The 14,433-nt window shown below is 33.7% G+C and carries 7 protein-coding genes; all 7 read left to right on the top strand.

What is annotated here, in order from left to right; translation table 11 throughout:
- The first annotated feature begins 177 nt into the window (after positions 1-177).
- The 7 genes from QWY91_RS08245 to QWY91_RS08215 all read left to right on the top strand — a co-directional run bounded on the left by QWY91_RS08245 (position 178) and on the right by QWY91_RS08215 (position 14,403).
- Entirely contained in the window at positions 178-3,258 is a 3,081-nt protein-coding gene (locus QWY91_RS08245; protein WP_290233633.1) for a SusC/RagA family TonB-linked outer membrane protein, read from the top strand.
- Between the two features lie 11 nt (positions 3,259-3,269).
- Complete coding sequence (locus QWY91_RS08240; RefSeq protein ID WP_290233630.1) at positions 3,270-4,811, top strand: RagB/SusD family nutrient uptake outer membrane protein; 1,542 nt, start codon at positions 3,270-3,272, stop codon at positions 4,809-4,811.
- Positions 4,812-4,941: 130 nt separating this feature from the next.
- Positions 4,942-7,941, top strand: coding sequence for a SusC/RagA family TonB-linked outer membrane protein (locus QWY91_RS08235; protein WP_290233628.1), 3,000 nt, complete (start codon positions 4,942-4,944; stop codon positions 7,939-7,941).
- A 14-nt stretch (positions 7,942-7,955) separates the two neighbouring features.
- Complete coding sequence (locus QWY91_RS08230; protein ID WP_290233625.1) at positions 7,956-9,587, top strand: RagB/SusD family nutrient uptake outer membrane protein; 1,632 nt, start codon at positions 7,956-7,958, stop codon at positions 9,585-9,587.
- Between the two features lie 50 nt (positions 9,588-9,637).
- Positions 9,638-12,463 carry a glycoside hydrolase family 2 TIM barrel-domain containing protein gene (locus tag QWY91_RS08225; protein WP_290233622.1) on the top strand — a complete coding sequence of 942 codons (2,826 nt, stop codon included), beginning with the start codon at positions 9,638-9,640 and terminating at the stop codon, positions 12,461-12,463.
- Between the two features lie 160 nt (positions 12,464-12,623).
- Positions 12,624-13,208, top strand: a complete 585-nt coding sequence (locus QWY91_RS08220; protein WP_290233618.1) for an RNA polymerase sigma factor — start codon at positions 12,624-12,626, stop codon at positions 13,206-13,208.
- A 160-nt stretch (positions 13,209-13,368) separates the two neighbouring features.
- Positions 13,369-14,403, top strand: coding sequence for a FecR family protein (locus tag QWY91_RS08215; RefSeq protein ID WP_290233617.1), 1,035 nt, complete (start codon positions 13,369-13,371; stop codon positions 14,401-14,403).
- Positions 14,404-14,433 lie beyond the last annotated feature (30 nt).

Genomic DNA, 14,433 nt, shown 5'->3' with positions numbered 1-14,433 from the left:
ATGGCATCATAATTTTAAAAAAAACTTCAGAGAACTTAGAATATAATAATTTCCGATGTGAAATTTTAGATATCTTTTTAAAAACAGGATGCGACAGGATACTTTCCTATTCATTAGTTAATAATTTTAAGAAACGTTTAGAACGTCTTTAATTTTTTTAACTAACCTAAAAAGATCATGCCAAACTTTAGAATAAAAATATATTCTCTGTTTATCTTTTTTACTATTTCTCTAGTAACTTATGGACAAACTTCAAAAGTTACTGGTACAATTACAGATGAAAATAATGTGCCCCTACCTGGAGTAAATATTATGATAAAGGGAGCTAATGCCGGAACCCAATCTGATTTTGATGGTAATTTTAGTATTGATGCTAATAAAGGACAAGTTTTGATCTTTTCTTTTGTAGGAACGAAAACGATTGAGATAGTAGTAGGAGAAAATCGAAACTATGATGTTGTTATGGTATCAGATCAGGCAAGTCTGGAGGAAGTTATAATTGTTGGTTATGGTTCTCAGAAAAAGGAGAATCTTACTGGAGCTGTTGGATCGGTTTCTGGAGAGACATTAAATGAAAGACCTGCTCCAAACGCAGGAAATTTAATTCAAGGAAGGGTGACCGGACTGCAAGTTACCCAATCTAGTGCGGAACCTGGAAGAGATAATCCAGAATTTCTAATTCGTGGTAGAGGTTCTTTTGGAGGAAGTACAGCACCCTTAGTTTTAATTGATGGTGTAACAGGATCATTGAACAATTTGTCACCAAATGATATTGAGAATATTACTGTATTAAAAGATGCGGCTTCTGCCTCAATTTATGGTGCTCGAGCAGCGAATGGGGTAATTCTTGTTACTACAAAATCTGGGCAAAAGGGTAAAACTGAATTTTCATATAGAATGAATTATGCAGTTCAAACTCCGACAGCTCTTCCCGATTTAATAACTAACTCTGCGGATTATATGGAAATGTATAATCAAGCTGCTGAAAGATCTGGAGTTGCTTTTAGGTATCCAGAAAGTGATATTATAGCTTATCGAAACGCGGACAATGATCCTAAATATCCAAATTTTGATTATTTAGATTATTATTTCAATTCCGCAGCTTTAATCAATCACAGCCTATCAATATCTGGAGGTGCAGAAAAAAGTAGTTATAATATATCTTTGAATTATCTAGATCAGGAAGGAATGATTCCTGGTTATGATTTCGATCGTTATAATGCTCTACTAAATTATAATAATAAAATTTCAGATAAAATTGATATTGGAACAAGTATTAAAATGACTTATAAAAATCGTAAAGAACCACCTTTTACTGGAGCAAATATGGCGCTATCAATTTATGCTGCCGGGCCTAATTACAGTCCATTTCTACCAGATGGAAGCGGTAGAGTTGTTTCCAGAGCTTATCAAAATGAAGGCAGAAATAGAAATCCTCAAGAATATTATCTGATGGGGGACAAATATACTAAAGAATATAATTTAAATGCTCAAGCGTTTGTAAATGTAAAACTATTGAAGGATTTGGTTTGGTCAACCACATTTGCCGTGAATTACGTAGACGAATTTTTTAAGATGCATCAGCAGAATTACGATGCCTATCTTTTTCATGAATTTGATGAAACAGGTGATTATAGACAATCTACTTATGGACCAGATATTTTAGGTGTTACAGATCAGTATGCTAAGGAGATTAGTCCTACAGTATTCAGCACTTTTACTTACGATAAATCAATTAATGAATTGCATAATTTTAAGTTGTTAGCTGGATTTGAGCAGATTTCTTATCAAATAAGAAGTCTAAGAGGAAGAAGAATCAATTCTGTACTTCCGTCTTTGGAAGAATTGTCTGGTTATTCTTCAGAAAGAGAGTCTCTGTTTTTCAGTCATCCGCGCTTACCGGGATTGATAAATCCATCAGAATGGGCAATGCGATCATTTTTTGGTAGGCTGAATTACAATTTTGATAGTAAGTATTTATTTGAAGCAAATTTTAGATACGATGGTACTTCAAAAGTTTCACCTGATAATAGATGGGGATTTTTTCCATCATTTTCGGCAGGATGGTTGATTTCGAAAGAGAAATTTCTAAAAGATATGGACTGGATCAAGACTTTAAAGATTCGAAGTTCTTATGGTACATTAGGAAATCAAGATATTGGAACTTATTTATATCAGGATGTATTAGAAATCGATAATGTTAATTATTCATTTGATAATGAAACCCTGCAACAAGGAGCGGTTCTAGAGGTGTTTAGAGATCAGGGGATTAAATGGGAATCTACAAGTGTTTTAGATGTAGGTCTTGATTTTCAGTCTAAGAATAATTTGATAGGAATAACATTTGATTGGTTTAGAAAACACACTTACGATATTTTAGCTTTTCAGCCCGTTCCTGCAAGTCTTGGCTTAGATGAACCAACTCTCAACGATGGAGAAATGCTAAATCAGGGTTTTGAACTGGAGCTTACCCATAGAAATAGCATCGGAGATTTTAATTATAATGCAAACTTTCTATTTTCGAGAGTAAGAAATGAGCTTCTAGAAATACGTGTACCAAATTACGGATCTAGAATTAGGGAAGAAGGTCTTCCATACGATTCTCATTATTTATATGAGTGGGATGGTATTTTTCAAATAGAAGATATTAATAATCCGGATGTTCCTTTTCATCAATTGAATGCAAATCCTAGACCTGGAGATCTAAAAATGAAAGATCAAAATGGAGATGGAGTAGTAGACGCGGAAGATAGAATAGTAGTAGATGGGGCTTATCCCGATTTCACCTATTCTTTTGGATTTAATGCTAACTATAAAAATTTTACTTTCAGTGCTTTCTTTCAGGGAGTTAATGGGATAAAGACAAGATTAGAAAACTGGGGGGTCGATCCTTATATGCAAGGAACCGCTCCAACACAAGAATGGAGAAATGCATGGACTGCAGAAAATCCAACGAATGATCTTCCAGCTTTATATATTGCTGGCTACCCAGGTGTTGCTAGCTATAAAGCTTCGACCTTTTATTTAAAAGATGCATCATATTTAAGATTAAAGAATATAAATATAGGGTACGATTTGCCAAGTAGTGTTTTACAAACATTAAATGCCAAAAGAATGAATGTTTATTTCTCGGCTGATAATCTTTTAACCATTACAGATTTCGAAGGGGGCGATCCGGAAAGGACATCGCTTACTGGGAATTTGGCACAATATCCTCAAGCCAAAGTTTACAATTTTGGATTAAATGTTACTTTCTAAATAAAAATAATATGAAAAGTTTAAATATAATTATTCTGGTAATGAGTGTATTGCTAATCTTGTCCTGTAATAATGACTTTTTAGATAAAAATCCACCAGATACAATCTCTACCCAAAACTTCTGGACTTCACAGGAAGATGTAGAAACTGCCCTAGCGGGGGTATATTATAGACTACAAGAAAATTTTCTTGGCTATGAGAGAATATATTTAGATGGATTAACAGATAATGCCTTTCTTGATCCCGGAAATTCTAACCAGTCCAATCTGGGAAATGTGGCATTGGGGAATATTTCGGCCAATTTGGGAGGAGCCATTCCAAATATGTATGAAACTCCTTACCGCGTTATTGTAGCTTGTAATTATTTTTTAGATAATATTGATAAGGCACCTATAGAGCAATCAGAAATTTTAACTTATAGAGCAGAAGTACGATTTATTAGAGCTTTAGCCTACTTTGATTTAGTAAGAACTTTTGGAGGAGTAATAATCTATCGAGATTATCCTCAAAATTTAGAAGAGGTTAAAATTGCAAAAAGCACTGTTCAGGAGGTCTATTCTTTCATCCAGGAAGATCTGCAATTTGCCATAAATAATCTGCCACGAAAAGATTTTCAAGGTCATGCTGTGAAAGGTAGTGCTAATAGTCTTTTGGGGCGTGTATTAATCACTCAAGAAAAATTTGGTGAAGCTTTGCCCTATTTAAAAGCGGTCATTGATTCTGAGGTTTTTGGTCTTGCAAATAATTACAAATTATTATTTCTCACAAATGGGCAAATAGATCCCTCCATTAATAAAGAAATAATTTTTGCAACTCAATACCTTTCGCCTAATAATCCTCAAAGAATTAGACCGGGTGCAGGTGGCCATGATGTTGAGTTAGGATGGTACTCATTGCTTCAGCCCTATAAAGGCCTGGTTGATAGTTACGAAATGATTGATGGTAAACTGCCAGAGAATTCTGCGATTTACAATCCCAATAATCCTTACGAAAATAGAGACCCACGTTTAGATATGACGATCAAACTTCCTAACGAAATTTGGAAGAATAACCAAGGCGAAGTTTGGGATGGAAGTTATAATTCTTATACAGGATTTCTTACTGAAAAGTATGTAGATCTTTCAAAGGCACCGTTCACTTCGTCCACAGCTATAAACACCGATCAGGACTATATACATATTCGCTATGCTGATGTTCTGCTAATGTTTGCTGAAGCTCAAAACGAGGTTAATGGCCCTAATGATATGGCATATAATCCAATCGATGAAGTTCGAAATAGGCCAGGTGTAGCAATGCCTCCTGTAGACAGAACGCGATACAACACTAAAGAAGAGTTAAGAAATTATATACGTAGAGAAAGAAGAGTAGAATTCGCACTTGAAGGTATAAGATATAACGATTTAAAAAGATGGAAAATTGCAGAAGATGTTATTTCAAACATAACCAACCCTTTGGGACAAAATCCAATCTTTAGAGATTTTAATTATCTTATGCCTTTCCCTCAATCTGAATTAGATAACAATCCAAATTTAGTGCAAAATCCAGGATACTAAAATTATATTAACGATTCATAATAAAATCTAAGATTTAATTATTACCTCAAGGCTGAATTTGGCGTTAATCCAGGCTTTATTCGGTTAATATCATCCATTAATTTTTTAAATCATCAAACAGTAAAATATTATGAAAAAAACGATAGTAAAGGCTATTTTAGGGATAAGCTTTTTTTTTATTAATCTGTTTGTTCATGCTCAGTCTAAACAAGTTGAAGGAACAGTTAAAGATGAAAATAATATACCGCTACCCGGAGTTAACATTCGAATAAAAGGGACCAATGCAGGAACTCAGTCTGATTTTGATGGTAATTTTAGTATTGAAGCCAACGATGGACAAATTTTGATTTTTTCTTTTGTAGGAACGAAAACGATTGAAAAAATGGTAGGAGTAAATCAAAATTATGATGTTGTTATGGCATCAGATCAGGCAAGTCTGGAGGAAGTTGTAATTGTTGGTTATGGTAAAAAAAATAAAAGAAATATAACAGGTTCGGTAACTTCAGTGGAAACTGAGCAGATTGAATCACAACCTAATACAAATGTGGCTCAGGCACTTCGTGGTAGGGTTGCTGGTGTGCAGTTCAATGATAATGGAAGACCTGGGCAAGGAGGCAGCATTCTCATAAGAGGGCAAGCATCCTTGACTGCTGGAAACGATCCCTTAATTATTGTGGATGGAGCTTTTTTTTACGGAGAATTAGCAGATATTAACCCTAACGACATTGAATCCATGCAGGTACTTAAAGATGCTAGTGCAACCGCAATTTATGGCTCGAGAGCGTCTAATGGTGTTATACTGATATCTACAAAAACTGGGGTGCAGGGTAAACCAACAATTAGATTAAATGTATATTCTGGGATATCAGATTATTATGATAAGGTACCTCTATATGGTCCAGAAGCTTACCTTCAACGTAGACGAGATTTTAATATTCAAAATGCAAATGAAGGAGAAACACCTATTACCGATGTAGAACGAATTTTAGATACTGAAACTGAATTAGAGCAATATAATGGCGGAAAAACAATAGATCCCTGGGAATTTATTGCGCAAGATGCAATACAGCAATCTTATAACTTAAGTATATCCGGAAGAATGGATAATACTAGTTATTATTTATCCGGTAATTTAGTGAAAGAAGAAGGTTTGATCTATGGAGACCAGTCAGAAAGAGTTTCCATACGTATGAACTTGGAAAACAATATTACAGATTGGTTGAAGATAGGCCTGAATAGCTCTTACACTCAAAGAGATTTGTCTGGCATTCCAGCCTCCCTATCTTCAACATATTGGTTAAGTCCTTATGCTAAAGTTTACGATGATAATGGAGATTTACTGCCTTACCCAACAAATGATCAATTAGTTACCAATCCTTTATTTGAAGCTTCACAAAGAGAGAATGAAGAAGTTTCAAATAATCTTTTTGCAAATATTTTCGCAGAGATAAACTTTCCATTTTTGGATGGTCTGTCTTATTCTTTTAATTATAATCCAAATATTCAATGGGATCATGATTATACATTTATTCCTATTTATATAAAAAATGGGATAAATAATACTGGAGCGGCAGGTAAGACAAATGAAAATGAATTCAACTGGCAAATAGAGCATATTTTAAAATATGCTAAAAATTGGGGCGACCATGCTTTAGATCTCACTTTGCTTTATGGTAATAATAGTAGTTTTTACGAAACTACGACTGCTGAATCAAGTAATTTTTTTACGGATGTAAATGGTTGGAATAATCTTAATATAGGAGAAGTTCAGAACTCATATTCATATGCTGAAGACAGAACTGGAACTTCTGAAATGGGAAGATTAAATTACCAATATTTAGACAGGTACCTTGTTACCTTAACAATGAGGCGTGATGGTTCATCAGTTTTCGGTACAAATAATAAATACGGAATTTTTCCTTCAATGGCGTTAGGGTGGATAGCATCTGATGAAAATTTTTTAAACAATGTTAATGATATTGATTTATTAAAATTTAGGTTGTCTTTTGGACAAGTAGGTAATCAATCCATAGATCCTTATTCTTCTTTAGATCGCTCTGCTTTCGATCAGTATGTTTTTGGCGAAGGCAGTCAGACCTATACGGGCTCTTTTCCACTCTCTGGAAATATGCCTAATCCAAACTTAAAATGGGAAACATCTACATCTTTCAACGCCGCAGTAGATTTTACAATTTTAGACAGAAGAATAGATGGTACAGTTGAATATTATGATACTAAGACAATAGATTTATTAACGGCAAGAAGCATTCCTGTGATAAATGGATTTTCTAGTGTGCTCACTAATATCGGTGAATTAAATAATAAAGGTTTAGAAGTAAGTCTTTCTACGATTAATATAGATTATCCTAAATCACAATTTCGATGGAGCTCATCAATTATTTTTTCAACTAATAAAAACAAAATTGTTCGTCTATATGGGAATGATAATAATAGAGATGGTATTGAAGATGATGATGTTAGTAACCGTTGGTTTATTGGCCAACCTATAAATTCAAATTTTGATTACGTATTTGACGGTATTTATCAGGAAGGAGATGATATTCCAGAGGGTTATATGCCAGGATGGGTAAAAGTAAAAGACATAAATAATGATGGAATCATTACACCTGAAGATCGAACAATTATTAGTCAGGGGCAACCAAAATATAGACTCGGATTAGGAAATAATTTTGAATACAAAAATTTCTCCTTTTCGTTTTTTGTAAATAGTGCACAGGGTTGGGAAGCACCTTTAAATATTCTGGATCCAAGCGGTTATTCAGGAAATAGTTTTCCAGGAAGATCTGTAAATATGGTTGATGCAGGGTATTGGACCCCTGAGAATCAATCTAACACAAGACCATCCCTTAACTGGACTAATCCATTAGGAATGTCTTTTTATCAAAGCAAAGATTTTATAAGGCTTCAGGATGCTACACTAGCTTATAAATTTGATTCTGATTTTGTAAACTCTTTAAATATGAAAAATTTGAAAATTTATGTAAGCGGAAGAAATTTACTGATTTTTACAGATTGGATGGGTCCTGATCCCGAAAGTGGATATAACAATATAAATAATTTATATCCTTCAGCTAGGACCATAGTAGCCGGGCTTGATTTAAGTTTTTAATAAAAATTCTTGATATGAAATTAAATAAAAATCCACTAAAATATTTTTTAATTGGAGCAAGTTTTCTAATGTTTCTTACTTCATGTAATAAAGAATTTTTGGAAGAAGAACCATTGGGCTTTCCAAATTCTAATAACATCTTAAAAGATATAGGCGGTTTTGAAAGTGCAATTGTAGCATTACATGTTGCGGCTAGAGAAATGTATTTTTATCCTGATGGTTCGAGAATGAACTCTTTGTGGCTTGGAACCGATGTAGCATATACGGGGGACAGATCACTTGCCGATTTTGAGAATTACCAAACTTGGTTAACACCAACTCAGTTTTCTGTGGAATTCTATTGGGATTGGGCATATTTGGATGTTATTCCAAGAGCAAATACTATCATAGAATTTGCGAATGGTCCAGATGCGGTTTGGGAGAGTGAAGAACAAAAAAATACAGTTATAGCTGAAGCCCGGTTTTTTAGAGGTTATGTATATAATATTTTAGCAAAACTTTATGGAGATGTTCCTCTAGTTAATCAGATTTATAATAATCCAAAGACTGATTTTGTGAGAAGTCCTAGAATAGAAGTTTACGATTTTGCCAAAGAGGATCTTGAATTTGCAAGCCAGTGGCTACCAGTAGAGGCACCTTTTGATGGACGAATTGAGAAGGGCGCTGCAGACCATCTATTGTCTGAGGTATATATAAGTCTAGGTGATTTTGATGCTGCAGTGGCAAGTGCTTCTAAAGTTATAGAATCTCCAAGATATGAATTGATGACTGAAAGATTTGGAAATTATCTTGACAAGCCGGGAGATGTTTTCGCAGATTTATTTAAGGATGAAAATCAAAATCGTTCTAGTACTACCAATACAGAAACAATATGGGCTTTGCAATTCGAATTTCAAACTCCAGGAGGAACAGCCGGGGGCGCCAAATGGTATTCTAATGGATGGTTAAGAGCGTGGGGACCTAAATGGTGGAATATAAAAGATCCGCAGGGTAATTCTGGAATGCAGCTTACAACAGATAGTTTAGGGAGAGGAGTCGCCTGGGTTCGACCTTCAACATATTACTATGATAAGATATGGAATGAAGATCCAATGGATATGAGAAATTCGAAATACAATATTAAAAGAGAATATTATTATAATAATCCTGATTCTCCTTATTTTGGAGAGAAAGTAAATCCCTCAATTACGAATCTTGATACATTAGTTCAGTATTATCCGATGGTCATGAAAATAGAACCACAGTTATTTCCTGAAGGCCCAACTTATGGTAGAGCCTTTAAGGATACTTACGTTATGCGACTTGCAGAAACATACTTATTGAGAGCGGAGGCATATTTTCGTAATGGTAATCTTGAAGAAGCTGCAAACGATATAAATACGCTTAAAAAGCGAGCCAAGGCAGAATTGATAACAGCATCAGATATTAACATAGATTATATATTGGATGAACGTGCCAGAGAACTAATTATTGAAGAACCAAGGCGTTTAACTTTAAATCGATTGGGTTTGTTGTCAGAACGGGTAAGAAAATATAATCCGGAAAGTAGTTCAAGTGTGCAGGATTATCACAATCTTTTTCCTATTCCTCAATCTGCTATAGACGCTAATATTGATTCAGAACTCCGCCAAAATCCTGGTTACTAATTTTTTTTGTATAAAAAATCTAAGCTTTCCAACTCTAACTCGGAAATTAAATGAGATCATTTTTCAAACTAGTTATATTTTTTACTTACGTATTTTTTCTTTCAGAAGCCTTTGCTCAGGAAACAGAAATTCAATATTTATCTGGTACCGGTAGTGACCAGACTGTAGACTGGAAATTTATGGTTGATGATGGGAGAAAAGCAAACGAATGGACTACAATTCCTGTACCTTCTAATTGGGAGCAATTCGGTTTTGGAATTTACAATTACGGACATGCAGAAGACGAAGATAGAGGGAAGGAAATAGGTCATTATAAGTACGAATTTAATATTCCATTAGAGTGGAAAAATAAACAAATAGAAATCGTTTTTGAGGGATCGATGACGGATACCGAAGTTAAAATTAATGGTAAACTTGCAGGCCCGGTACATCAAGGAGCTTTTTATCGTTTCAAATACAATATTTCGGATTTACTGAATTTTGGTTCTGAATATAATTTACTGGAAGTGAGCGTCAAAAAACATTCCAAAAATGAATCCGTGAATCAGGCCGAAAGACATGCCGATTACTGGATTTTTGGCGGGATTTTTCGTCCGGTATACTTACAGGCAAAACCTTTTCAAAACATAGAAAGAGTAGCTATTAATGCGCAGGCCGATGGTCAGTTTGAAGCAGAAATTTTTTGTAATAATATTCATAGAAATGGGAGTCTGGATGCTCAAATCTTTAGTTTAAATGGAGATCCAGTCGGGGAGACTTTTACCATTGACCTTAATAAGGGCTCAAATTCCGTAATAATTCAATCAAATTTTGAAAATATCCAAACTTGGAATCCTGAAGATCCAAATTTATACAAGGTAGAGTTCAGATTGAAAAATAATAGTAAAACTATTCATGAACTCACACAAAACTTTGGTTTTAGAACAATCCAATTGCGAGAGCGAGATGGAATATATGTAAATGGGACAAAAATAAAGTTTAAAGGTGTAAACAGACATACTTTCTGGCCAATAACAGGCCGAGCCTCTAGTAGAACAAGAAGCATAGCGGATGCGGAATTAATTAAAAGTATGAATATGAATGCGGTGCGTATGTCACATTATCCGCCCGATCAACATTTTCTGGAAGTAGCTGATTCTTTGGGACTCTTTGTACTGGATGAACTTGCCGGATGGCATGCATCCTATGATACTGAAGTAGGCAGCAAGTTAGTAAAAGAAATGGTTATTCGTGATATTAATCATCCTTCTATTGTATTTTGGGACAATGGTAACGAAGGAGGACATAATACAGATCTAGACTCACTTTTTCAGAAATACGACATTCAAAATCGTAGAACAATACATCCTTGGCAAAGCTTCAACGGGTTATCGAATGAGCATTATCGACCTTATAATTATGGAGTTGGAACATACTGGAATGGCCAGAATGTTGTTTTTCCAACTGAGTTTTTACACGGAATGTATGATGGTGGTGCTGGTGCTGGTTTAAATGATTTTTGGAACAAAATGATTTGGGATAATCCGCTTGCTGCCGGAGGATTTATTTGGGTTTTTGCTGATGAAGGAGTGAAGCGAACAGACACTGGAGAAATTGACACCTATAATGGAGCTGCTGCTGATGGGATTTTGGGCCCTTTTCATGAAAAAGAAGCTAGTTATTACGCTATTAAAGAAATATGGTCTCCCGTGCATTTCCAGGATAAAAGTATAAGCAAATATTTTGATGGTAAACTCAAGATTGAAAATCGATATTTCTACACCAATTTGAAGGATTTAAATTTCAATTGGGAACTCAAAAAAATATCATTACCAGGTGATAATTCATCTGTAGAAAAAACTGAAGGGAAAGCTAACTCACCAAATATCGCACCGAATCGTATTGGAGAATTAGAACTTGATCTTCCTGAGAATTGGTTTGAATTTGATGTTCTACATGTTTCGGTTACCGATAAGTTCGGTAAGGAAATTTATACCCGGAGTTGGCCTATTAAAATGCCTCGAAACCTTATAAAAGGGTTAATTAGTCAACCCGTGAATAAAACCTCTTTGAGTGTAACAGAAGAAGAGGACGAATATAAAATTAAGGCTGGAAATGTAGAATATCTTATTGATAAGAATAATGGACAATTAAAGCATGTGGCTAATAGAAAAGGTGAAATACCTTTTAATAGTGGTCCTCATCTAAGTGCTGGTAAAGTTTTATTTGATTCTTTAAACATCCAAAAATCAAATGACTCAATTACAATAACATCTTCATTCAAACCAGAATCGAGAATGAAAGAATTTATTTGGATATTTTATCCTACGGGTTGGGTAAAACTGGAAATTTTTTACAAGCCAGAAGAATACGATGTAGATTTCGATTACATGGGTGTAGATTTTTCATATCCCGAAAATTTAGTCGAAGGCGTTACATGGCTTGGGGATGGTCCTTATCGAGTTTGGAAAAACAGAATGCAGGGCGTGGAATATGGAATTCATCAAAAAGATTACAACAATACTATAACTGGTGTTTCACCTATGGTTTATCCTGAATTTAAAGGGTATCATTCAAATTTGTACTGGGCAAAAATTGAATCAAAAGAACAGTCGTTTTTGGTAGCAACGGCTACCGATGATGTATTTTTGAGATTATATACTCCTGAATATCCTCAAAAGGAGTTCGAAGCTCGAACGTCACCTCCTTTTCCAGAACAGGATATTTCTTTTATGCAGGCAATTCCTGCTATTGGAAGTAAGACAAATCAGCCAGAACGTTTGGGGCCAGATGGGCAAAAAAATATTTTCTTCGATTACGGCACATTTGATGACTGGCGCATACGAAGCAAAAAGATGATATTGTTTTTCAATTTTTCTATAGCGGATGATGATTAATCTATCCATTATTTTTTTTTCAATTCATTCAATATGCTTGGGGCTATCATTGTTTATTGTTTTGGAATATTAAACGATTAAATGGGAAAATTAATTATTGAAATTGTTTAGTAACAATTATGACATCTACTTTTAAGATGAATGGTATTTAAAAAAACATATGTCATTTGAAGCACAAAATAAACCTGAATTTAGCGATGAAAAGGAAGCATGGCAAAAACTTCGTGTTGGCTCATTAGATGCTTTGGGTTTTTTTTACGATAAATACGCTGATGATCTTTTCAATATAGGAATTTCTATCAAAAGAGATCGTGCTTTAGTAAAAGATGCAATACATGATTCGTTTATTGAACTTTATAAATACCATAGTAATCTTTCTATCGTAAAAAATATTAGATCTTATTTAATCACTAGCTTTAAAAGAACGCTATTTAAAAGTATAAAAGCAAAAGATATTATTTTAAAATCTTATGATTTTGAAAATAATTTGTATGCTTTAGACACTTCTAATGCAGAAAATACCATTATAGATATGGAGCTTTATTTTTTTAAAAAAAATAAACTACAAAAAGCATTGAAGTGTCTCACTCCTCATCAAGCTACCGCCCTAAAATTGAAGTTTATAGAAGACCGAAGTTATTCTGAAATAGCAGCAAATCTTAATGTTTCTATATCCTCTGCACGTACTTTAGTATACCGTTCAATAAAAGAACTTAGAAAAAAAATTATCATATTATTTTTCTAAGTTGATCCATCTTCAAATTAAGTATTAGAATATTAAATTCGTAATCAAATAAGTAATAATTGTTTTTTTATTAAAAAAAACAGAAAAGGTGTCTATATATCAACAATAAAGTTCTCTATACAAATAGAAGCCTAAATATAGGGGGAATTAGTTTGAAATTATGAATAATAATAAGGATTATATGCTTTGCAAATTTGAAAAGCAACTATTACGAAGACGCATATTACAATCTGCAGCGCAATTGAAAAAGCAAAAGTTGAAAAGAAAAATGGCACGTGTTTTTTCAATTTCTGCTGCTGCTTCACTTTTATGTGTAATAGGTTTATATTATTTTTTCCAATCTTCGCTTTCATCTCCTAAAGAAGATTTTGTACAACATACTCCAGAGGTTAATTCATATGATTCAGAACAGGTCATTGTTATGTTAGGTGAAAAAAAAGTAATTCTAAATAATAACGAAAATAAAATTCAATATTTATCATCGGGAAGAAAAGTGATTATAGAAGATGATAAATTTATAACACTGAATTCTCAACAAAATGATAAAATTGTATTAAATACATTAATAGTTCCTTACGGTAAACGTGCTCAACTGAAACTTTCAGATGGCTCAGAAGTTTGGCTAAATTCTGGCTCTAAACTCATCTATCCTACTATTTTTAATAGCGAAAATAGAGAGGTTCATTTGGAGGGGGAAGCAATTTTCGAGATAAAACATGATCATAATAAACCCTTTAGAGTTCTTACAGAATACCAGAATGTAGAAGTTTTAGGAACTGTTTTCAATATTTCTGCTTATGCAGATGATTCAATTCATCATACGGCATTAAAAAGTGGTAGTGTAAGAATAGCTTATAAAAAGAGTAAATACGAATCATTTAAGATTACACCAGGAAGGATTGCCGAATATCACGTTAGAACAGGCAAGTCTTTGAATAAACATGTTGATCTTAGTAGATACTTTTCATGGCGAGATGGTTATTTTATTCTTAAGAATGAAAAGCTTGAATCTATATTTACGAAGCTTTCAAGATATTATAACATAAGAATTAATTATACAGCAAATTCTGATGTTATGCAAAAAAGATTTTCTGGCCGCCTTCATCTTAACGAAAATATTGAATCTGTGCTTAAAATATTACAGACCTCCGGTTTCGATTTTGAAATTAAGGATCATTCAATAATCATTAAATAATATAAGAGCCTATGAACTGAATTATGAACT

Source organism: Zunongwangia endophytica, from assembly GCF_030409505.1.
GTDB lineage: Bacteria > Bacteroidota > Bacteroidia > Flavobacteriales > Flavobacteriaceae > Zunongwangia > Zunongwangia endophytica.
This window is presented reverse-complemented; position numbering and strand designations above follow the sequence as displayed.

Coding starts and splice junctions, on each gene's coding strand:
- QWY91_RS08220 (WP_290233618.1), top strand. CDS start 12,624: ATGTCATTTGAAGCACAAAATAAACCTGAATTTAGCGATGAAAAGGAA.
- QWY91_RS08245 (WP_290233633.1), top strand. CDS start 178: ATGCCAAACTTTAGAATAAAAATATATTCTCTGTTTATCTTTTTTACT.
- QWY91_RS08230 (WP_290233625.1), top strand. CDS start 7,956: ATGAAATTAAATAAAAATCCACTAAAATATTTTTTAATTGGAGCAAGT.
- QWY91_RS08225 (WP_290233622.1), top strand. CDS start 9,638: ATGAGATCATTTTTCAAACTAGTTATATTTTTTACTTACGTATTTTTT.
- QWY91_RS08215 (WP_290233617.1), top strand. CDS start 13,369: ATGAATAATAATAAGGATTATATGCTTTGCAAATTTGAAAAGCAACTA.
- QWY91_RS08235 (WP_290233628.1), top strand. CDS start 4,942: ATGAAAAAAACGATAGTAAAGGCTATTTTAGGGATAAGCTTTTTTTTT.
- QWY91_RS08240 (WP_290233630.1), top strand. CDS start 3,270: ATGAAAAGTTTAAATATAATTATTCTGGTAATGAGTGTATTGCTAATC.